We start from the raw sequence: 21,329 nt of genomic DNA, 5'->3' as shown, positions 1-21,329 counted from the left end.
AATGGAGAAACGCTTATTCTTTTTATTTGTTTTTTGTTTACAATTCATTTTTGCTCAACTAGTAAAAAAGCCAAATGTAATTCTGATCATGGCAGATGATATGGGCTATGAATGTTTGAGCACTTATGGAAGCACGGAGTACAAAACTCCTGTTTTGGATAAATTGGCAAATGAAGGAATCCGATTTGATAATTGCGTGTCTCAACCTCTTTGTACACCGTCTCGTGTAAAAATAATGACGGGAAAGTACAACTATCGTAACTACGAGTATTTTGGCTACTTAGGATCTAATGAATATACTTTTGGAAATTTATTTCAGGATGCAGGTTACGAAACTTGTATTGCTGGTAAATGGCAATTAAACGGATTGGCTTATAAAAATGAAATTAAGGATTGGAACGATTCTAGTAAACCAAATAAATTAGGATTTGATGAGTATTGTTTATGGCAGTTGACAAAAACGGCGAAAGATGGTGGGCGATTTGCAAATCCTTTAATAGATCAGAATGGTGAATTATTACCTAGAGAGGAGAATGCTTATGGCCCTGATATTTTTTCGAATTATATCTTAGATTTTATAGATAGAAATAAAGACGAACCATTTTTTGTGTACTATCCTATGGTTTTGGTTCATGATCCATTTGTGCCTACTCCAGATTCTCAGGATTGGGAATTGAAGGAAAAACGATTTAAAAATGATACCACCTATTTTAAAGATATGGTCGCATATACCGATAAAATTGTTGGACAAATTGTTTCAAAATTGGAGGAACATAATATTTCAGAAAACACATTATTAATTTTTACAGGAGATAATGGGACGCATTACACAATTTATTCAACTACCAAAGAGCGAACCGTTAGAGGGGCAAAAGGGAACACAACGAATGGAGGAACACATGTTCCCATGATAGTTTCTTGGCCAGAAAAAAACAGAAATAAAGAATCTCATAAAGGGTTGATAGAATTCAGTGATTTCTACGCAACTTTTTCCGAGGTTTTGGGTGTAGAAAATACATCAGACGGAAAGAGTTTTTACAATGTACTTACTCAAGATAATTTGGATACTAGAGAAACGGCCTTTGTTCATTACGATCCGAAATGGGGAAAACGTGTAAATCAGTTTAGAAACCAATTTGCAAGAACTGAAAACTATAAGTTGTATCAAGATGGGAAGTTTTACAATTTGAAAAACGATGTGTTGGAAAAAGAACCATTGTTGGAATCTGGTCTATCAAGAAAAGAAAAAAAGATTAGGAACCAATTGAAAAAAGAATTGCAAGACCATCCTAAATTTAAGTAATTATGGATATAAGACTACTAATTTTAGGTGTTTGCTTAGCCATTAAATGCGTGGGTTTCAGTCAGAATTCTGAGAGACCAAACATTCTTATCTTTTTTACAGATGATCAAGGATATGCTGATGTTGGAGTATACGGAGCAGAAGGTTTTGAAACACCGCATTTGGATGATTTAGCATCTGAAGGATTGAAATTCACGAACTTTTACGTACCAGCTAATGTATGTACTCCATCTAGGGCGGCCTTACTTACAGGGAAATATCCGATTAAAGTAGGCTTACACAGTGGCGTTGTTTCTCCTTATTCTACACATGGATTGGAACCTGAAGAAATAACCTTAGCGGAGGTATTGAAAGAAGGTGGTTATGCAACTTCAATAATAGGCAAATGGCATTTAGGACATGAAGAAAGGTACATGCCTTACAATCAGGGGTTTGATGAGTTTTATGGCGTACCTTATTCAAATGATATGGATAGTTATTACTATAAACATAATGATTTTCAATCGCCTCCATTACCCTTTTACAGAAATGAAAAAATAATTGGAGAAGGAGTAGATCAGCGTTATTTAACAAAAATGTATACAGAAGAGGCGGTAAAGCAAATTGAAGAAAGAAACACAGAGAAATCGTTCTTCATGTATGTTGCTCATAATATGCCACATGAACCTTTATATGTTTCAGAAAAATTCGAAGGTAAAAGCGATTTAGGCTTGTATGGAGATGTAATTATGGAATTGGATTGGAGTATGGGGCAAATTGTGAAGGCTTTGAAGGAAGAAGGAATATATGAGAACACCATCATTATTTTTACATCAGATAATGGCCCTAGAATTGGTTCTGCAAAACCATTAAGAGGGATGAAAGCTGAAACTTGGGAAGGCGGTCATCGCGTACCTGGAATAATTTCTTGGCCAAATAATATCCCTAAGAATGAAGTAATAAACGCCGTGGTTTCTACATTAGATTTATTTCCTACACTATTAGATATCGCAGGTATTAGAGAAATGCCAAATTTAGATGGTAGAAATATTAAAAAGTTTTTGTCAAATCCTTCTAAGTTAGAATTACAAGATGAACCCATATTTTTTTACGGAAGAAATGGAGAAATGGAAGCCGTAAGATATGGAAAATGGAAGTTACATATTGCAAAAGCTAGAGGTTGGAATAAAAAGAAAGATGGTTCTTTTCCTGTTTCATTGTATGATTTAGATATTGATATTTCAGAATCGACTGATGTGTCCAAGCAACACTCTGAAATAGTTGAAAAACTTAAAAAGCTTATCAAAGAATTCGAGAATAGTCTTAAGTACTAACAAAAAAAACTGGAACAAGGAGTTCCAGTTTTTTTATAATTTTTTATTCTTAAATTTTACCCTAAAGAATAACCATCACGGTATGCACGTTTCACATATTTGTTTGCAGCGTCGAAATTAGTGATTTTCATATTCTGTGCATCCCAACGTAGTCGTTTTCTTCCATGATATTTAGAACCACCCCAGAATCCAGTATTCTTAGCATTTGGATCTACTTCAAAATAAGATTTTAATGCTAAGTTTCCAATTAATATACTTTCTGTAAAGGGCCCAGCATAATCAAAAGATGAACTAGTTTCTGCATTTCCATATCCTGCAATACAAGCATTTACCCATTGTAAATAATGTCCTTCAGGAACACGTGCAATCGTTTTTTCTAATTCTAGTTGTTCGTTTAACTTTAATGGTAAAAGTCTAGGGTTTTCAGCATAACAATCAGCTATTAACTTACCTTTTGTACCGATAAATAATACACCACCATCCCAGTTTCCTAGTGCTTCATCATCACCTAACTCCTCTGGTCTCTCAGGTAGAAGGCCTCCATCCATCCAAGACACTTTAATATTACCTTTACCGTCTGTTCTTGGATAACTCAAATGTATTTTACTTGAATTAGGGAAACTCTTAGGATAATTAGCAGTTTCAAACTTTCCTTTAAAGGCATCGGAAACACTGCATTCTACAGTTTCAGGATATAAAATTGGTAATATTCTATATACAGGGTCCATGATATGGCATGCCATATCACCAAGAGCACCTGTGCCAAAATCAGACCAGCCTCTCCAATCAAATGGTAAATAGGCTTCGTTATAATCTCTATATTCGGCAGTCCCTAACCATAAATCCCAATTTAAACCATTAGGCGTATTATGTTCTACAGTAGGAGTTTCTAAGGCTTGAGGCCAAATAGCTCTGTTTGTCCAGCATTTTACTTCGGTAACTTCACCAATTAAACCAGCATCATAAATTTCTTTCATTCTTCTAACTCCATCGCCAGATCCACCTTGATTTCCCATTTGGGTAACTACTTTAAATTTTTTAGCAGCTTCGGTAAGCATACGCGCCTCCCAAATATCATGAGTTAAAGGCTTTTGAACGTAAACATGTTTTCCCATTTGCATAGCCATATAAGCGGCCACAGCATGGTTGTGGTCTGGAGTAGAAACAGAAACGGCATCGATATTCTTGCCTTCTTTTTCTAGCATTTCTCTAAAATCGTGATAATAACTTGCTTTTGGAAAAGATTCTCTAGATTTTACGGCTTGTCTATCATCAACATCACAGAGAGAAACGATATTCACATTAGGGCTTTTTGCAAATGAAGCAATATCACTTCTACCTTTACCGCCGGCTCCAATTCCTGCAATATTTAGTTTATCACTAGGAGGAACGTACCCTGTTCCACCAAGAACGTGCCTTGGAACAATCATAAAACTCGCCGCCGCAAGTCCAGTTCCTTTAATAAAGTTTCTGCGTGAATTTGTGGTGTTTTTAGACATAATTATACTGGATTTATCTTTAATTTAAACCCGTAATTTAGTACATTTTTTTGGTTTCTAACAACCTATATTTAGTTTCTACGCTATAAAGTAAAAACTTATAGACTAAATGCAGTTTTTTATTCTTGAAGCGGCCCCTTCGGCTGTAATGTCGCGTTGCGGAGATCCAAACATTTCATAACCTACCATAAACTTTTTAACTGTGGCACTTCTCAATAATGGAGGATAAAAACTCATATGCCAATGCCAATGATCGTTGTTTTCATTATTTGTTGGTGCTTGATGAATTCCGCTTGAATAAGGAAACGAACAATTAAACAATTTATCATATGCCTTTGTTAGAACAGAAATAGCTTCAGCATAATTTTTTTGTTGATTTGCATTCATTTCAGAAATACTAGATTGTTGATTTATAGGTGCAATCATAGCTTCAAATGGCCAAATAGCCCAAAATGGAACGAATACAACAAAGTCGTCATTTTTAAATATGATGCGCTCATCTTTATTTAATTCTTCTTCAATATATGTTTCTAATAAAGATGATTTGTTTTCTGTAAAATAGTTCTTCTGTTGTGTGTCCTTTTTTTGAACTTCATTGGGTAAACTAGATTGACTCCAAATTTGTCCATGAGGATGAGGATTGCTACAACCCATTACAGCGCCTTTGTTTTCAAAAATTTGCACGTAATTAATTCCTTCGTTATTACCAAGGTTTTTATATTCCTTTATCCAAGTATCAACTACCTTTTGAATATTAGGAACAGACATTTCCGCTAAACTTTTAGAGTGATCTGGACTAAAACAAATTACTCTACAAATTCCTTTTTCACTTTCAGCCTTAAATAAACCATCATTGAAATTAAAATCTGGGGAATCTTTTTGTAGCGCTGCAAAGTCATTTGTAAATACAAAAGGGCCAGTATAATTAGGATTTACATCTCCACTAATTCTAGTATTTCCAGCACATAAATAACAACTTTCATCATGCGTCGGTCTTTTTTCAGTAGATGGTGTTTCTTCTTGCCCTTGCCAAGGTCTTTTTGCTCTATGTGGAGATACTAAAACCCATTCACCTGTTAGTATATTAAATCTTTTATGAGAATAGTCTTGTAATTCGGTATTCATAATGTTGTTGTTTTGTGTGTTCCGTTAGATAGCGCAATATTGTAAATGCTGCAATCCTTTTTAAATTTTTGCTTGTATGCGTTTTCAACTTTTTCCGAGATAGAACAAACCGCTGAGGTTTTAATTAAGTTAATGGTACAGCCTCCGAAACCACCGCCCATCATTCTTGCACCTAAAACGTCATCCGTGTTTTTGGTAAAGTCAACAAGAAAATCTAACTCTTCGCAACTTACCTCAAATTGATGTTGTAACCCTTCATGCGATTGGTATAGTAAATTTCCAACTTCTTCTAAATTATTACTCTCAAGAGCTTTTACTGTATTTAGTACTCTATCGTTTTCTTCAATTACATACAGCCCTTTTTTATACGTGTTACCTGAAATTCTATCTTTTATGGAATCCAATGATTCTTTTGTAACTTCTCTTAAGGATTCCTTTTTCAAAAGTTTTGCAATAGATTCACATTTTTCACGACGGTCATTGTATGCGCTATCCGTTAAACTATGTTTTACGTTTGTGTTAATTAATAAAAGTTGATAGTCTCCAAAATCTATGGCAGTACTCTTAGATTCCATGGTCTTACAATCAAGCATTAAGGCATGATTTTCGATACCAAACATACTAGCGAATTGATCCATTATTCCGCATTTTACTTTGGCAAAGTTGTGTTCCGCTCGTTGTGATATTCGAATCATTTCTTCTTTTGTCAATTCTAACTCAAAAATTTCATTCAAGCCAAAAACAACGCTATTTTCAACAGCCGCCGAGGAAGACATTCCTGCCCCGTTTGGAATATTTCCACCAAATACAATATTGAAACCAGAAAGCATTTTTCCATATTTTTGAACTTCCTCAACTACACCTATAATGTAATTCCGCCAGCCACCGTTTTCAATGGGTTCAATAGATTCTAATTCAAATTGATGAGATTCATTTAAATCATATGCAATAGCGTTACATTGTTGTAATGTTCCGTTTTTTTGAATGGCTGCAACAATACCTTTATCAATGGCCGCAGGAAGTACGTAACCATTATTGTAATCGGTATGTTCTCCAATCAAGTTTATCCTACCGGGAGAAAATATGACTAATGGTTCATACTGATGAGATGATATAAAATGCTCGTATATATTTTTAGTTAATACTTCTGACATAGTTCTGGTTGGTAAATGTTTATTACAAATTTTATATTGAATTACGAATGATAATTGAAGTTGGGTTTTCAATTTTAATCGTTTCCTTTTGTGTGATTATCTCCGCAAGGCGCTTACCCATATAGTTGAAATCGGTCGATATTGTAGTAATTCCATCTGCAACAATTTCTTTTAAAAGGGTTTCATTGTAAGAGATAATTCCGATGTCTTTCCCTAAAGTAAGTTTTGAAGATTTTATTTTTTTAATGGCTAAAATTAGACTTCGGTCATCAGGGACTAAATAAATATCTCCTTTATGAATAGTTCTATTTCTCATTCTTAGAATTACTTCTGATTTTAAATTGAATTCTGAACAGAAGTTTTGAAAGCCGTTTAGCATACCTAAAGGTTGTTTGTCTTCCTTAAAAACCAATACAAGTTTATTGTAGGTGATTATTTTGGACAATACTTCCGTAAGAGAATTGTAAATGTCCCTTTCAAAATTTTGATAAATAGATGTGTAATTAATAAGATTTGGATTTGTCTGATCTAAAATGATTACTTTGTCTTTCGGAAGTTTGTCAATTGCAAAGTGAGCATTCTCTAGATTTGCTGGCATAATGATATAGTAGTTGTAATTTCCAGCATTATTTTTTATTAAACTTTCGAAAACATCAATATTGAAATGATGGAAGTAAATATCCACATCAATATTGCTATCTAAATTGGTAATAAATGAATGATATAGGTTTTCTTTAAAGGCATTCAATTCATCAAACAATAAAAAAACTTTTTGCTTAGTCTTAGTTTTTGTACTTTTTACATAGTAGCCTTTACCAGCAACCGACTCTACAATTCCTCTCAATTTTAATTCATTAAAAGCAAGCAAGACAGTATCTCTAGAAAGCGAGAACTCTTTTCTAATAGTATTAATAGATGGTAGTTGATCTCCTTTTATTAAAACATTCGTTTCTATTGCTTGTTCGACCGAAGTTATAATTTGTCGATACTTAGGAATGCCGGAATTGTTTTGAATTGATATTATACCCATGTCGTAAAGTTAAATTTTTTTTACAACTGGTAGGTACTAGATGGGTATAAATATTTGAATTTATACAAACTTTAACAAAAAGAGCTGAATTACATTTGCAATTCAGCCCTGGGAAAACTCAAAAATCAGTGGGGATTTCTGATGATATTAATTCAAAATTCTTATTATATATTGATGGTACAAATATATATTCACACATACTTTATATGCACGACATACTGTGTCTGATACAATTTGTTTGCTCTGAATCGTTTAACTTTTACTCTGTAACAAAAGTTGCGCAGCGTTTTTATTTAATTACCTTATTTTGCATTCAAAACATTTAATATGGAATTTTTATTTAACCCTTGGCCATGGTTTGTTTCTGGCCCCTTAATTGGATTTACTCTTTTCTTATTATTAATGGTAGGAAAACGATTTGGAATGTCATCGAATTTAAGAACTATTTGTGCTATAGGCGGAGCAGGTAAAAAAGTCAATTTTTTCAACTTTGATTGGAAAGCACAACGCTGGAATTTAATTGTAGCCGTTGGTGCATTGATAGGGGGGTATATTGCTGCCAATTACCTTACCATTTCAGATGCAGTAAATTTAAATCCGGAAACTGTAAATGACCTACACGAGATGGGTTTTAAAAGTGCAGGAACTGCCTATATGCCTACAGAATTGTTTGATATGTCCGTTTTTGGAAATGTAAAGAATTTGATTGTATTAGTAGGAGGTGGGTTGTTAGTTGGCTTTGGAGCACGTTATGCTGGTGGGTGTACCTCAGGACATGCAATATCAGGGCTAAGTAATTTACAATTACCATCATTAATAGCAGTTATTGGCTTTTTTATTGGAGGACTCTTAATGGTTCATATATTGTTCCCCTTAATATTTTAGAAGATGAAAAGTATAGTTTATTTAGTTATAGGAGTGTTTTTTGGAATTGTTTTATTCAAATCTGAAGCTGCATCATGGTTTAGAATTTTCGAAATGTTTCAGTTTAGAGCATTTCATATGTATGGTATTATTGGCTCTGCTTTGGTGCTGGGTATTATTGTAACACAATTTATAAAGTCAAAAAAAATAAAGTCGTTTTATGGCGAGCAAATTAAAATCGACCCAAAAGATAAAGGAGTTAAAAGATATTTAATAGGAGGTATTTTATTTGGCTTAGGATGGGCTTTAGCTGGTGCATGTCCTGGACCTATGTATGTATTAGTTGGTGCTGGGTTTGTTCCAATTATTGTTGTTTTAGTATCAGCAGTTGTCGGGACCTATTTATATGGAGTTTTAAAGGATAAATTACCTCATTAATAGTGTTATCTTTGCGGAATGATTCAAGAGTTAAAAGCTAATTACGGACATCTTTTCGAGGATGCATTACTACAAGAAATTAATGAAGTAGGACTGTTTAAGGAAGTTCCAGAAGACTTTACCCTAATGGAAGTTGGTTCGTATGTGAAATCTATGCCGCTTTTAATTCATGGAGTAATTAAAATTTTAAGAGAAGATAAAGAAGGGGATGAATTGCTGCTTTACTTTTTAGAAAAAGGAGATACTTGTGCAATGACGTTATCTTGCTGCCTAGGGCAATCTAAAAGTGAAATAAAAGCGATTTCTGAAACCGATGCAAAATTGATAATGATTCCTATCCAAAAAATGGAGGAGTGGACCTCTAAATATAAATCTTGGAGAAATTTTGTTTTTGATAGTTATCACAATCGTTTTATGGAAATGCTAGACACCATAGATAAAATAGCATTTTTAAAAATGGATGAACGCTTGTTTACGTATTTAACCGAAAAAGCAAAGGTTACAAAAGATAATATTATTAGTGCTACACATCAAGAAATTGCGTATGATTTACATACTTCTAGGGTGGTGATTTCTAGGCTTTTAAAGGCTTTGGAGAAAGAAAGAAAAATTGAACTACATCGTAATAGAATTGTATTATTGCCTCAATAATAATTCCGTAACAAATGTTACTGTATGCTAAATTAATTGATTGTTAATTTGTTTAAAAATAAATAGTACATGGGTATAACGGAGATAATCGGATATTTTGGAGCGCTTCTAATTGGAATAGTCTTAGGGCTTATTGGAGGTGGTGGTTCAATTCTAACAGTTCCAATTTTGGTTTATCTCTTACATATTCATCCAGTAACAGCAACAGCATATTCATTATTTGTTGTGGGGTCTTCAGCATTAGTAGGAACGGTTAAAAATGTTAAAAAGAAAAAAGTTGATTTTAAAGCCGCTTTTATTTTTGCAATTCCGGCATTTATAGCCGTTTATATATCTAGAAAATATATTGTTCCTGCAATTCCAGAGGAAATAGTGTTGTTTACATACTTTACGTTATCAAAACACACTGCTATCATGCTTTTGTTTGCAATAATTATGTTGCTTTCATCATTTGCCATGATAAATGGAAGAAATGGTGATGTTGAAGATGAAAATTACGCTATAAATCTTAATATTCCATTAATTATAATTCAGGCTATATTAATTGGATTTATTACGGGTATTATCGGTGCAGGTGGCGGATTTTTAATTATTCCTGCATTGGTTATGCTAGTTAAAATACCTATGAAAAGAGCAGTAGCAACCTCGCTCTTGATTGTATCTATAAATTCTCTTATCGGGTTTTTAGGTGATGTTCAGAATATTGAAATTGATTGGGTGTTTTTGTTGCTGTTCTCTGCATTTTCAATAGTAGGTATGTACGTTGGTTTGTATTTGAACAATTTTATAGAAGGAAAAAAATTGAAAAAAGGATTTGGTTGGTTCGTATTGGCTATGGGTATTTATATATTAATCAAAGAATTTTCTAGACAATAAATAATAATTATGAATTGCTATGAATGAAATCATTTATGGTAATTTTGCTAAATATTTAAATAAAATGAAAGTAGAACAAATTTATACAGGATGTCTTGCTCATGCCGCATATTATATCGAGAGTAAAGGCGAAGCGGTTATTATTGATCCATTAAGAGAGGTGCAGCCTTATTTAGATAGAGCAGCAGCGGATAATGCGAAAATCAAATATATTTTTGAAACACATTTTCATGCTGATTTTGTTAGTGGTCATTTAGATTTAAAGAATAAAACAGGGGCAACTATTGTTTTTGGGCCAACAGCAAAACCAAATTATGATGCCTTAATAGCAGAGGATAATCAAATTTTTAAAGTTGGTGAATATCAGATTAAGGTATTGCATACGCCTGGTCATACAATGGAAAGTACGACTTATTTATTATTCGATGAAAATGGTAAAGAACATGGTATTGTAACCGGAGATACGTTATTTATTGGCGATGTTGGTAGACCTGATCTAGCACAGCATGTGGTTTCTGATTTGACCGAGGAGATTTTAGCAGGGCATTTATTCGATTCTTTGCGTACTAAAATTATGCCTTTAAGCGATGATTTAATTGTATATCCAAATCATGGGGCAGGATCTGCATGTGGAAAGAAAATGAGTAAGGAAACTACGGATACTTTAGGAAATCAGAAAGCAGTAAACTATGCTTTGAGAGCGGATATGACCAAAGAGGAGTTTATTAAAGAATTGCTTACCGGTCTTACAGCACCGCCAAAATATTTTCCACAAAACGTGATGATGAATATTCAAGGGTATAAGAGTTTTGATGATGTTATGGAAAAAGCATCTCAGCCATTGTCACCTTTAGATTTTGAAGCAATGGCTACGGAAACTGGAGCAGTTGTATTAGATGTTCGTCATCAATCAGAGTTTATTAAAGGGCATATACCAAATTCTATATTTATTGGAATAGACGGTGGCTTTGCACCTTGGGTAGGGGCTTTGATAGCAGATGTTAGTCAGCCAATTCTTTTGGTTACTCCAGAGGGGAGAGAAGAAGAAACTGTTACAAGATTGGCACGTGTTGGTTTTGATAATACCTTAGGATATTTAGAAGGTGGATTTGAAAACTGGAAAAAATCATCTAAAGAATATGATACCATTACATCAATTTCAGCTGATGAATTTAAGAGTCGATTAGAAAACAAAATCCCTGTATTTGATGTTCGTAAAGAAGGAGAGTTTAAAGCAGAGCATGTTGCCGATGCAAAACATACCTCTTTAGATGCATTGAATAGTCATTTGAATGATTATCCACAAGACGAAACATTTTATGTCCATTGCCAAGGTGGATATAGATCTGTTATTGCAGCATCAATTCTTAAAAGTAGAGGAATTCATAATTTAGTTGATGTAGCAGGTGGTTACAAAGCAATTAAAGAAGCAGGAGTAGAAGTGACAGATTATGTTTGTCCTTCAACTTTGAGTTAATTTCGAATTATAAATAGTTTAAAGCCTTCCTTTTTAGGAAGGCTTTTTCAATTTATTAAAGATTCTATTTTCTATCTTTGCCGCGATGAAATTTGATTTAAAAGGAAAAGACGCACAGAGTAAGGCAAGAGCAGGAGTAGTTACTACCGATCATGGTAAAATTGAAACCCCTATTTTTATGCCTGTTGGTACGGTGGGTACGGTTAAAGGAGTACATCAAACCGAACTAAAAGAACAGATTAATCCGGATATAATTTTAGGAAATACGTACCATTTATATTTAAGACCCAAAACGGATATTTTAAAGCAAGCAGGAGGTCTTCATAAATTTATGAATTGGGATAGACCTATCTTAACAGATAGTGGTGGGTATCAAGTGTATTCTTTATCTGGTCGAAGAAAAATTAAAGAAGAAGGGGTTAAATTTAAGAGTCATATAGATGGTTCGTATCACTTTTTCTCTCCTGAATATGCCATGGATATCCAAAGGGATATCGGCGGAGATATTATTATGGCTTTTGACGAGTGCACTCCATATCCATGCGATTATAATTACGCTAAACGTTCTATGCATATGACACATCGTTGGTTAAAGCGTTGTATTACTCATTTAGAGAAAACACCGATGACTTACGATTATAATCAAACATTTTTTCCGATAGTTCAAGGTAGTACCTATACTGATTTGAGAAAGCAATCGGCTGAATTTATTGCATCTGTAGAAGCAGAAGGTAATGCTATTGGGGGGCTTTCAGTTGGGGAACCCGCTGAGGAAATGTACGAAATGACTGACGTTGTTTGTAGCATATTACCAGAAGATAAACCTCGATATTTAATGGGAGTTGGAACTCCAATCAATATTTTGGAAAATATAGCGTTAGGAGTAGATATGTTTGATTGTGTAATGCCTACAAGAAATGCTAGAAATGGGATGTTATTTACGGCGCATGGTAGTATCAATATTAAAAATAAAAAGTGGGAGAACGACTTTTCTCCAATTGATGAAATGGGTATTACCGAAGTAGATACCTATTACTCCAAAGCGTATTTACGTCATTTATTTGCAGCAAAAGAATTACTTGGAAAACAAATTGCTACCATCCATAATTTAGGGTTTTATATGTGGTTGGTTCGTGAAGCAAGAAAACATATATTAGCAGGAGACTTTTTAGTATGGAAAAATAAAATGGTAAATCAAATGAGTAACCGATTGTAAGATTTGAGAATAATCGATAAATACATATTAAAAAAGTACTTAGGCTCCTTCTTTTTTGTACTCATTATTCTTATTCCGGTAATTATTGCTGTTGATATATCTGAAAAGATTGACAAGTTTTTGCGTCATGCCGATTTAACTATTGGATCTATTATTTCAGATTATTACGTAAACTTTATCATTAACATTGGAAATATGATATTGCCTTTGGCTTTATTTATTTCAGTGTTATTTTTTACTTCTAAGTTGGCGGGTAACACAGAAATAATTGCCATTAATAATGCCAAGATATCTTTTACTCGTTTTCTAAAACCATATTTTATAGGAGCAACCATTGTGACCATATTGGCATTGGGTTTAAATCATTTCATTGTTCCAAATAGTAGTAAAATATTTACAGAATTTTCAAATACATATATAAAGAATAAGAGGGTTAATTTAAAGAGTGTTAATAATGTAAATCTGCAATTAACTAAGAATGAATATATTTTTATTCGTTCCTTTAATATGGAACGGAATAGAGGAAATGATTTTTCATATGAAAAATATGAAGGAAATATTTTAAAAGAAAGACTTTCAGCAGATGTCATCATTTATAAAGAAAAGGATAGTACCTATAGGTTAAATAATTTTTACAATAGAAAATTGCAAGAAGCAGGGGATGTAATGAGGTATGGTAGAAGAATGGATACCATTTTTAATTTTGAGCCTTCCGATCTTTTGTATGTAGAATCTTTAGCGAAAGAAATGCAAACGCCAGAATTATTAGATTATATCGCTAAATCTAAAAGTCGAGGTAGAGGAAATTTAAACACTTATTTGGTTGAGTTGCATAAGCGTACTAGTTTGCCATTAGCGTCTTACATTTTAACCTTAATTGCTGTAACATTGGGAGCGGTAAAAAGGCGAGGTGGAATAGGAATTAATTTGACAATTGGAGTTTCCTTAATGTTTGTTTATGTGTTCATGCTTAAAATTGTTGAGGTTCTTGGAGGTTCTCCAGATGCATCACCACTATTTTTAGTATGGTTTCCAAATATGATTTTTGGGGCGCTTGCAATTTATTTATATGTAAATGCAAGAAAGTAGACTTAAAAATTATTTACACCTTCATTTTATAATTTTCATTTGGGGTTTTACAGCCATTCTGGGTGCTTTAATATCTATAGATGCAATTCCATTAGTCTGGTATAGAATGTTGTTGGCTAGTTTTTTCTTAATCTTATTTATTCTCCTAACTAAAAAGAACTTAAAAATTGATAATCGAACCCTGTTAAAATTTATTTTCGGAGGTGTAGTTATTGCCTTGCATTGGATTACGTTTTTTCTTGCTATTAAATCTTCAAATGTTTCCATTGCTCTTATTACAATGAGTACTGGAGCATTTTTTGCTTCGTTAATAGAACCGATATTTTTTAAGAGAAGACTAAGTAAATTAGAATTATTTTTAGGGTTAATTGTTGTCGTCGGATTGTATATTATTTTCCAAGTAGAAGGCGACTATTTACTTGGAATTATTTATGGATTAATTTCATCGTTTTTATCGGCTGTATTTTCTGTCGCAAATGGACTGTACGTTAAAAAGAACAATCCAATAATTATTTCTTTTTACCAATTGTTTTTTGGTACTTTGTTCATTACGCTTCTTTTGTTTTTTACAAACCAGTTTTCAGGAGAATTCTTTAAAGTTTCAACAAATGATTGGATATACCTGATTATATTAGGTAGTGTTTGTACGGCATATGCTTTTTCATCTTCTGTTAAAGTAATGAAAGTGTTAAGTCCTTATACAGTAATGTTGAGTATTAATTTAGAGCCTATTTATGGAATTATTCTAGCCTTGATTATATTTGGGGATAGTGAAAAGATGTCATCAAAATTTTACATTGGTGCTTTAATTATCTTATTATCTGTTATTTTAAATGGGCTTGTAAAGAATAGAAAACAACTATTAAAACGGATTCAAAAAAAATAGAATAAATAAGTATAGTACTATTAAGTTGTTATATTTGTAAATCTATTTAACTACTAAAAAATGGAATATTTAGATTTTGAATTACCTATAAAAGACCTTGAAGATCAATTACAAAAGTGTACACTGATTGGTGAAGAAAGCGATGTTGATGTTTCTGAAACATGCGATAATCTTCAGAAAAAATTGGATAAAACAAGAGTCGATATTTATAAAAATTTAACTGCTTGGCAAAGAGTTCAATTATCAAGGCACCCGAATAGACCGTATACTATGGATTATATAAAGGCATTGGCCGGAGATACATTTATGGAATTACACGGAGATAGAACTGTGAAGGATGATAAAGCCATGATTGGAGGTCTTGGTAAAATTGGTGATCAAAGTTTTATGTTTATTGGTCAACAAAAAGGATATAATACTAAAACAAGGCAATACAGAAATTTTGGAATGTCTAACCCAGAAGGATATAGAAAAGCCTTAAGGTTAATGAAAATGGCCGAAAAGTTTAATGTACCGGTAGTGACGTTTATTGATACCCCCGGAGCATATCCTGGTTTAGAAGCTGAAGAGCGTGGACAAGGAGAGGCTATTGCCAGAAATATCTTAGAAATGACGCGATTAAAAGTTCCAATTATTTGTGTAATTATAGGTGAAGGGGCATCTGGTGGTGCACTGGGAATTGGTGTAGGAGATAAAATTTTGATGTTAGAAAATGCTTGGTATTCTGTTATTTCTCCAGAGAACTGTTCATCTATTTTATGGCGTAGTTGGGAATACAAAGAGCAGGCTGCAGAGTCGTTGAAATTAACTGCTGAAGACAGTAAAAAGATAAAGGTAATAGACGCTATAGTAAAAGAACCGGTTGGAGGTGCTCATTTTAATAGGGAAGATACTTTTAAAACTATTGAAGAAACAATTATGAAGTCATATAAATCTCTTAAGAAATTGACTCCTGATAAATTGGTTGAAAAACGAATGGAAAAATATGCCAATATGGGTGTGTTTAAAGAATAAAAACTAAATTAGAACCTCTCACATTTGAGAGGTTTTTTTATGCCATGAAAATACTTTCTTCGGATCAAATGTATGCGGCAGATGCAGCCACACTGAAAAATCAAGGGATTACTTCTTTGGAATTGATGGAGCGTGCTGCAACCTTATGTTTTAATTGGATTCATGAAAAACTAAAGGGAGATCCTAGGCGGATTCTTGTTTTTTGTGGTGTTGGAAATAATGGAGGAGATGGCTTAGCAATAGCAAGACATTTGATTCAACATGGATATAATATTTCTTGCTATGTGTTAAATTATTCTGAGAAAAGATCAGGGGAATTTTTAGAAAATTACAATAGACTAAAGGAAATGGGGGAATGGCCGACGATGATTAATTCTTCAGAGGAAATTCCCGAAATAGATTCTGATGATTTGATTGTCGATGCTATATTTGGAATTGGATTGAAAAGAACTGTATCAGGATTTACAAGTGAATTGATTAAAAAAATTAATGCCATAAGTCCATTTTCTTTGGCAATTGATATGCCTTCTGGATTATACGCAAATAATCCGAATTGTGAAGGAGATATAATTTTGGAAGCAACACATACATTAACATTTCAAGGTCCTAAACTAAGTTTTTTATTGCCTAATAACGCACCGTTTATCAGTTCTTGGGAAATTTTAAATATTGCTTTAGATGAAGAATATTTGCAATCTATTAAAACGGAATATAATGTAGTAACTAAGTTTTTGATCTGCTCTATTTACAAGGAGAGGGACCAATTCTCTCATAAAGGAACATTTGGTCATACTTTAATTATCGGAGGGAGTTATGGTAAGATTGGAGCTGCTGTATTAGCATCTAGAGCGGCCCTAAAAGCAGGTAGCGGATTAGTAAGTGCTTATATACCAAAATGCGGGTATAACATATTGCAGGCCTCTATTCCAGAAGTTATGGTAGAAGTGGATTCTGAAAATGAATTACATCATTTCAACTTTAAATGCAATCCAACAGTAATTGGTATTGGGCCAGGCATCGGGACTTCAGAGAAAACAACAAAGGGGTTGATTAATTTTTTAAAAGATAATGCTACACCGATGGTAGTAGATGCTGATGCTTTGAATATAATTGCATTAAATAAGGAATTCTTAAATTCTTTGCCAAAGAACTCTGTTCTAACACCGCACCCAAGGGAATTCGAACGTTTGGTGGGCGGTTGGAAAAACGACTATGAAAAATTGGAAAAACTTCAAAGTTTCTCAAAAGAATATAAGGTTATCGTTGTGTTAAAAGGGAAGTATTCTGTTATTGCTAACGGAAATCAACTGTATTTTAATCCAACGGGAAATACTGCTTTGGCAACTGGAGGCAGTGGAGATGTTTTAACTGGAATTATTACAGGATTAATTGCGCAAGGGTATGACACATTTGATGCGGCAATTTTTGGTGTTTACCTGCATGGATTATCCGCAGAAATTGGAATGGAGAATTTAACAGAAGAAACCTTTATTGCATCAGATATTCTTAGCTATTTGAGTAATGCATTTCGAGAGGTTAAAAATTAGTACTATTTAATAAACAATAAAAAATCCCGAAAGAATCGGGATTTAAACTTTAAATATTTAATGAGTTGAATAACTCTTTAAGTCTTGGGTCAGATGGCCTTGGAGCATTGGCATCTACTATATTTCCTTCAGGGTCAATTAAGATAAACCTTGGTATTGCATTAATTTGATATTCTTGAGAAAAAGAATAATCGGTGCCAGCATATAATTGAATACCTCCCATTTCCTTATCAGCAATCATTTTTCTCCAGGCATCATATTTATTTGCTCTATCGGTAGAAATACTAACAAATGCAATATTTTTATGCTCATACTCTTTCTCTACTTGCTTTAAATAGGGTATTTGCTGTTTACATGGACCACACCAAGTTGCCCACACATCAATGTAAACGAATTTTCCTTTTAAGTCATCTAAAGAAGTACTACCTCCATTATAATTTTCAAAATTGGTGAATTTTGGGGAAGGATTTCCTTTTTTGAATTTTACCGCTGCCACATATTTTACTTCATAATTTTTTTCTAAATAAGCAAATAAACGCTCATCTTCCGATACGATCTGATTAATTAATACAGTATCTACTTTATTTTTAGAAATAGAGGAAAGGTGTTCTTTTAACGCTTTCATTCTTTGCTCAAATTCTGGCCGCTCTAAAGAAAAATAGGTGTTTGGGTCGGAAAGTTCGTTTTTAGAAAAAGCGATTCTATTTTTAATATAGTTATTGCTCTCTTTTCCTTTACCTTCAAAAGTAGCATTTGTAAAGTCACTAATGTTTGCATTTACTTTAAGGTCATAACCATTGGTTAAAAACAAAATAGTTTTATTTCTACCATCAGTTAAGGTGTATACACCCGTCTCTACTTTGAGTGTGTCTTTAAATGATCCGTCATTTTCAAGTTTAATGTCCTTTGAAAATGTTTTTGACGAGATTGTAATATTTACTGTTTCTGCATTCTCAATTTTTCCAGACAGGGTAACAAACCCCTTTGGATTTTTACAACCAACTGAAAGAACAAAAGCGGCAATTATTAGAAGAAATTTATTCATGTATTTAAATATTGTGTTTGTTAAATAGAGTAATCAACCTTTCGTCAGATGGTCGTGGTGCACTTGCATCAACTGTATTGCCATCAGGACCAATTAAAATAAAGCGTGGAATTCCATTAATTTTAAATCCAGTTACGAAGTCATTTTTCCATCCATTTGGAGACATAATTTGAATTCCTTTTAATTCTTTATCTGCAACCATAGCCTTCCAGTCTTGTTCAGCTTTTTCCATAGTCCCACTTCTTTTCTCGTCATCTACAGACATACTTACAAATGCAATATTTTTATCGTGATATTTTTGTTCAACTTCTTTTAAATAAGGAATCTCATATTTACACGGCCCGCACCAAGTAGCCCAAACATCTACATACACATATTTTCCTTTTAAGTCAGATAAAGATGTTGTACTACCATCGAAATTTTGAAAGTTTTCAAAAGTAGGGGCAGGCTTTCCGTTTAGTTCTGCCTTTAATTCAATGATCCCACCAAAATATCCTTTATATGAATTAAGCATTGGTGTAATTTCTTTTGCACTATGATTCGTTACTACAGTATCAATACCTGTTGCATTTGAAATTTTATCGTTTAATTGTGTTTCAATCTCTTCAAAGGTTTTTGTAAATGTTGCCTTATCCATTTCGTCGAATGGTTTATCTAAAATTTCTTCTCTTAAAAGAGAATATTCTGCAAGAAAAGTACTGTTTTCTGCTCCATTTCCAGAAAATGCAATAGACTCATCAAATTCTTTTGTGTCTAAGGAAATTTTAATGTCATATCCGTTTTTAAGAAATATCGAAGTAGATTCACCTCCATCATAAAAATTATAGATTCCAGTTTCAACCTTTAAAGTATCACTGAATGTTCCATCAGCCGCTACAGGAATTGTTTTAGAATAGCTTCTGGATCTAACAACAACTGAGTCGCTATTTTGATCAATTATATTTCCAGAAATAGAAACATAATCTTTTGGTTCATTCGCACACGAAATGACTAGCAATGCAGATAATGCAACAATAACTTTTTTCATTTTTTTATAATTTTGGTTTAATTGGTCGTAAATATAGAGTTTCTATACAAAAATCTATAATTTGACGATTTACTTTAACAAATTATTTGGATTGTTCATTTTTCTATGGTATTCCTAAATTGTTGGAATTTAACTTTTTAAATTTCCGTATCAATATTTGGAATTATAGAAATTATCAGTTAAATTTGAGTGATTTTAATTAAAAGTCGTTTCCAAAGTTTAGAAATATTCAATTCTAAACAATTTACCCCAACTATTTTGTAATATAGAATTGTGCTATTTTAATAGTGCGTTTAGTACAATTTCAGTTTGGTTACTTCTTTTATTTTTTAAACAATATTTCTCCACTGGTTTTTGCCAAATATTGAACCCTTTTTGTAATCAGCCCAAACTATAGTTTGCAATTTAAATTGCTAAAGAATCATTTATAGAATAAAATTTTAATTTTTTAAATATAAATGCTATGCAAACAATTACTTTACTAAAGTTGATTAAGATTTTTTTTGATAATATTTCTTTATCAAAATTCGAAAATTATTTAGCGTTAGAACCGAGAATAAAAAAGATAGGTATTAAGAAGTCTTTTTTATTCATTGGGATACTTATAATTGGGTTAGGTTCATTACAAGCCCAAGTGGAAATTGATGGAGATCCAACTGAATGGGGTACCACAGATGTTATTGATTTACCTACACATCAACATAATGTCGATTTTTATGGAAATGGCGTAGTAGATGATCAATTTACTACTGGGTCTAAAGATTTTTTTGAATGTGGTAATATTGTGCCTCAGCATTTAGTTTGGACATTTGGGCAAACCAAGGCAAAAAATGATATTGCAAATGGTGCTGCAGTTGTAATTACTAGTCCAACTATTAAGCCTGCCGGAGTTGATAATGGTGCGGATGATACTTACTTGTTTTTTGCTGGTGATAGAACTAGTAATAATGGGGATGCTCAAATTGGGTTTTGGTTTTATTTAAATGGTACTTCTGCTACAATTGAAAATGGTGAAAAGAATGGATATTTCACTCCAGCGCATAGTATAGGAGATTTACTTATTCTTAGTGATTTTACAGGAGGAGGAAAGAATGCTACCGTTACAGTATATGAATGGGTTGGATTAAATGGAGGAGGTGACTCTGGACCAGAAAATCAATTTATTTTAAGAAATGATATTCCAGCTGGTGTTGCAGAAAATAATGGAGGTCCTGAAACAGTGCCAGGAACTTGGTCTTATGATGATCCACAATATGAAACAAATGCTTTTTATGAAGGATATGTAAATCTATCTGATGTATTACAAGATGTCACCCAAATTTGTGATGCTACTTGGTTATTGGAAACCAGATCTTCACAGTCATTAACGGCTTCTTTAGATGATTTTGTTGGAGGGCAATTTAATTTGACTCCAACGGTTACGGTTAATAATGATATTGTTTGTGAAGGAGGTTCGGGAAGTTTATCCATAGAAGTTAAAGAAGGAGATGATGTTGTATTAGACCCATTGAGTGATGGTTATTCTTTTGTTTGGAGTAGTAGCCCAGATGATGGTGTAGATTATGGTAACGTAGCATCGATTTCACCTAGTCCTAACGTTACAACTTTATATAGTGTTGTTGTTTCTGGGCCTAGTGGATGTTCACCTTTGGAGCCTGGAGTTGGGACTTTAACGGTTATTCCCTCTACTCAAACCTATTCAGATTCTTACACAATTTGTGCGGGAGATTCTTGGACATTCAGTTATGATCCAGATGGACAAGGTTCGAATGACT

At 33.1% G+C, this 21,329-nt stretch carries 19 protein-coding genes; 13 read left to right on the top strand and 6 right to left on the bottom strand.

Features of this window, described 5'->3' with window-relative positions; translation table 11 throughout:
• The first annotated feature begins 1 nt into the window (after nucleotide 1).
• Both RM519_RS05395 and RM519_RS05390 read left to right on the top strand, forming a co-directional pair.
• Nucleotides 2–1,303 (top strand): sulfatase family protein, encoded by a 1,302-nt coding sequence (locus tag RM519_RS05395; protein ID WP_311592591.1) that lies wholly within the window; start codon nucleotides 2–4, stop codon nucleotides 1,301–1,303.
• Nucleotides 1,304–1,305: 2 nt separating this feature from the next.
• The gene (locus tag RM519_RS05390) at nucleotides 1,306–2,616 is read left to right on the top strand and encodes a sulfatase family protein (RefSeq protein WP_311592590.1); all 1,311 of its coding nucleotides are present in this window, start codon (nucleotides 1,306–1,308) and stop codon (nucleotides 2,614–2,616) included.
• A gap of 56 nt (nucleotides 2,617–2,672) precedes the next feature.
• On the opposite strand, the gene RM519_RS05385 is transcribed toward RM519_RS05390, so the two are convergent.
• The 4 genes from RM519_RS05385 to RM519_RS05370 form a co-directional block, all read right to left on the bottom strand.
• A complete protein-coding gene (locus tag RM519_RS05385; RefSeq protein WP_311592589.1) occupies nucleotides 2,673–4,115 on the bottom strand; it encodes a Gfo/Idh/MocA family protein in 1,443 nt (480 codons plus the stop codon).
• Between the two features lie 105 nt (nucleotides 4,116–4,220).
• Nucleotides 4,221–5,240: a UDP-glucose--hexose-1-phosphate uridylyltransferase gene (locus RM519_RS05380; RefSeq protein WP_311592587.1), complete on the bottom strand. Its 1,020-nt coding sequence runs from the start codon at nucleotides 5,238–5,240 to the stop codon at nucleotides 4,221–4,223.
• The gene (galK, locus tag RM519_RS05375) at nucleotides 5,237–6,394 is read right to left on the bottom strand and encodes a galactokinase (RefSeq protein WP_311592586.1); all 1,158 of its coding nucleotides are present in this window, start codon (nucleotides 6,392–6,394) and stop codon (nucleotides 5,237–5,239) included. The genes RM519_RS05380 and galK overlap by 4 nt, the downstream gene beginning before the upstream one ends.
• A gap of 31 nt (nucleotides 6,395–6,425) precedes the next feature.
• The gene (locus RM519_RS05370; RefSeq protein ID WP_311592585.1) at nucleotides 6,426–7,424 is read right to left on the bottom strand and encodes a GntR family transcriptional regulator; all 999 of its coding nucleotides are present in this window, start codon (nucleotides 7,422–7,424) and stop codon (nucleotides 6,426–6,428) included.
• A gap of 327 nt (nucleotides 7,425–7,751) precedes the next feature.
• Between RM519_RS05370 and RM519_RS05365 the strand changes: the two genes are divergently transcribed.
• The 10 genes from RM519_RS05365 to RM519_RS05320 all read left to right on the top strand — a co-directional run bounded on the left by RM519_RS05365 (nucleotide 7,752) and on the right by RM519_RS05320 (nucleotide 17,482).
• Entirely contained in the window at nucleotides 7,752–8,309 is a 558-nt protein-coding gene (locus tag RM519_RS05365; RefSeq protein WP_311592583.1) for a YeeE/YedE family protein, read from the top strand.
• A gap of 3 nt (nucleotides 8,310–8,312) precedes the next feature.
• Nucleotides 8,313–8,726: a DUF6691 family protein gene (locus RM519_RS05360; protein WP_311592582.1), complete on the top strand. Its 414-nt coding sequence runs from the start codon at nucleotides 8,313–8,315 to the stop codon at nucleotides 8,724–8,726.
• A gap of 18 nt (nucleotides 8,727–8,744) precedes the next feature.
• On the top strand, nucleotides 8,745–9,377 hold the full coding sequence (locus RM519_RS05355) for a Crp/Fnr family transcriptional regulator (RefSeq protein WP_311592581.1): 633 nt from the start codon (nucleotides 8,745–8,747) through the stop codon (nucleotides 9,375–9,377).
• Nucleotides 9,378–9,446: 69 nt separating this feature from the next.
• Nucleotides 9,447–10,253: a sulfite exporter TauE/SafE family protein gene (locus tag RM519_RS05350; RefSeq protein ID WP_311592580.1), complete on the top strand. Its 807-nt coding sequence runs from the start codon at nucleotides 9,447–9,449 to the stop codon at nucleotides 10,251–10,253.
• A gap of 64 nt (nucleotides 10,254–10,317) precedes the next feature.
• Nucleotides 10,318–11,730: an MBL fold metallo-hydrolase gene (locus RM519_RS05345; protein ID WP_311592579.1), complete on the top strand. Its 1,413-nt coding sequence runs from the start codon at nucleotides 10,318–10,320 to the stop codon at nucleotides 11,728–11,730.
• An 85-nt stretch (nucleotides 11,731–11,815) separates the two neighbouring features.
• The gene (tgt, locus tag RM519_RS05340; RefSeq protein ID WP_311592578.1) at nucleotides 11,816–12,946 is read left to right on the top strand and encodes a tRNA guanosine(34) transglycosylase Tgt; all 1,131 of its coding nucleotides are present in this window, start codon (nucleotides 11,816–11,818) and stop codon (nucleotides 12,944–12,946) included.
• Nucleotides 12,947–12,949: 3 nt separating this feature from the next.
• Nucleotides 12,950–14,035, top strand: coding sequence for an LptF/LptG family permease (locus RM519_RS05335; protein WP_311592577.1), 1,086 nt, complete (start codon nucleotides 12,950–12,952; stop codon nucleotides 14,033–14,035).
• Entirely contained in the window at nucleotides 14,022–14,921 is a 900-nt protein-coding gene (locus tag RM519_RS05330) for a DMT family transporter (protein ID WP_311592576.1), read from the top strand. Before RM519_RS05335 ends, RM519_RS05330 begins: the two co-directional genes overlap by 14 nt.
• A gap of 60 nt (nucleotides 14,922–14,981) precedes the next feature.
• On the top strand, nucleotides 14,982–15,935 hold the full coding sequence (locus RM519_RS05325) for an acetyl-CoA carboxylase carboxyltransferase subunit alpha (protein WP_311592575.1): 954 nt from the start codon (nucleotides 14,982–14,984) through the stop codon (nucleotides 15,933–15,935).
• Between the two features lie 44 nt (nucleotides 15,936–15,979).
• Nucleotides 15,980–17,482, top strand: coding sequence for an NAD(P)H-hydrate dehydratase (locus RM519_RS05320; protein WP_311592573.1), 1,503 nt, complete (start codon nucleotides 15,980–15,982; stop codon nucleotides 17,480–17,482).
• Between the two features lie 49 nt (nucleotides 17,483–17,531).
• On the opposite strand, the gene RM519_RS05315 is transcribed toward RM519_RS05320, so the two are convergent.
• Both RM519_RS05315 and RM519_RS05310 read right to left on the bottom strand, forming a co-directional pair.
• Nucleotides 17,532–18,527, bottom strand: a complete 996-nt coding sequence (locus RM519_RS05315; protein WP_311592572.1) for a TlpA family protein disulfide reductase — start codon at nucleotides 18,525–18,527, stop codon at nucleotides 17,532–17,534.
• A gap of 4 nt (nucleotides 18,528–18,531) precedes the next feature.
• A complete protein-coding gene (locus tag RM519_RS05310) occupies nucleotides 18,532–19,554 on the bottom strand; it encodes a TlpA family protein disulfide reductase (protein WP_311592571.1) in 1,023 nt (340 codons plus the stop codon).
• Nucleotides 19,555–20,017: 463 nt separating this feature from the next.
• Between RM519_RS05310 and RM519_RS05305 the strand changes: the two genes are divergently transcribed.
• Nucleotides 20,018–21,329: hypothetical protein (locus tag RM519_RS05305; protein ID WP_311592570.1), on the top strand; the 1,312-nt coding region annotated here is incomplete at its 3' end.

It is taken from the genome of Urechidicola vernalis (assembly GCF_031846385.1).
Lineage (GTDB): Bacteria > Bacteroidota > Bacteroidia > Flavobacteriales > Flavobacteriaceae > Urechidicola > Urechidicola vernalis.
The sequence above is the reverse complement of the archived record's forward strand: the minus strand, read 5'-3'. Positions and strand labels throughout refer to the sequence as shown.

What these genes read in the sequence shown, in the direction of transcription:
- RM519_RS05395 (WP_311592591.1), top strand. Translation starts at nt 2, where the DNA reads ATGGAGAAACGCTTATTCTTTTTATTTGTTTTTTGTTTACAATTCATT.
- RM519_RS05390 (WP_311592590.1), top strand. Translation starts at nt 1,306, where the DNA reads ATGGATATAAGACTACTAATTTTAGGTGTTTGCTTAGCCATTAAATGC.
- RM519_RS05385 (WP_311592589.1), bottom strand. Translation starts at nt 4,115, where the DNA reads ATGTCTAAAAACACCACAAATTCACGCAGAAACTTTATTAAAGGAACT.
- RM519_RS05380 (WP_311592587.1), bottom strand. Translation starts at nt 5,240, where the DNA reads ATGAATACCGAATTACAAGACTATTCTCATAAAAGATTTAATATACTA.
- galK (WP_311592586.1), bottom strand. Translation starts at nt 6,394, where the DNA reads ATGTCAGAAGTATTAACTAAAAATATATACGAGCATTTTATATCATCT.
- RM519_RS05370 (WP_311592585.1), bottom strand. Translation starts at nt 7,424, where the DNA reads ATGGGTATAATATCAATTCAAAACAATTCCGGCATTCCTAAGTATCGA.
- RM519_RS05365 (WP_311592583.1), top strand. Translation starts at nt 7,752, where the DNA reads ATGGAATTTTTATTTAACCCTTGGCCATGGTTTGTTTCTGGCCCCTTA.
- RM519_RS05360 (WP_311592582.1), top strand. Translation starts at nt 8,313, where the DNA reads ATGAAAAGTATAGTTTATTTAGTTATAGGAGTGTTTTTTGGAATTGTT.
- RM519_RS05355 (WP_311592581.1), top strand. Translation starts at nt 8,745, where the DNA reads ATGATTCAAGAGTTAAAAGCTAATTACGGACATCTTTTCGAGGATGCA.
- RM519_RS05350 (WP_311592580.1), top strand. Translation starts at nt 9,447, where the DNA reads ATGGGTATAACGGAGATAATCGGATATTTTGGAGCGCTTCTAATTGGA.
- RM519_RS05345 (WP_311592579.1), top strand. Translation starts at nt 10,318, where the DNA reads ATGAAAGTAGAACAAATTTATACAGGATGTCTTGCTCATGCCGCATAT.
- tgt (WP_311592578.1), top strand. Translation starts at nt 11,816, where the DNA reads ATGAAATTTGATTTAAAAGGAAAAGACGCACAGAGTAAGGCAAGAGCA.
- RM519_RS05330 (WP_311592576.1), top strand. Translation starts at nt 14,022, where the DNA reads ATGCAAGAAAGTAGACTTAAAAATTATTTACACCTTCATTTTATAATT.
- RM519_RS05325 (WP_311592575.1), top strand. Translation starts at nt 14,982, where the DNA reads ATGGAATATTTAGATTTTGAATTACCTATAAAAGACCTTGAAGATCAA.
- RM519_RS05320 (WP_311592573.1), top strand. Translation starts at nt 15,980, where the DNA reads ATGAAAATACTTTCTTCGGATCAAATGTATGCGGCAGATGCAGCCACA.
- RM519_RS05315 (WP_311592572.1), bottom strand. Translation starts at nt 18,527, where the DNA reads ATGAATAAATTTCTTCTAATAATTGCCGCTTTTGTTCTTTCAGTTGGT.
- RM519_RS05310 (WP_311592571.1), bottom strand. Translation starts at nt 19,554, where the DNA reads ATGAAAAAAGTTATTGTTGCATTATCTGCATTGCTAGTCATTTCGTGT.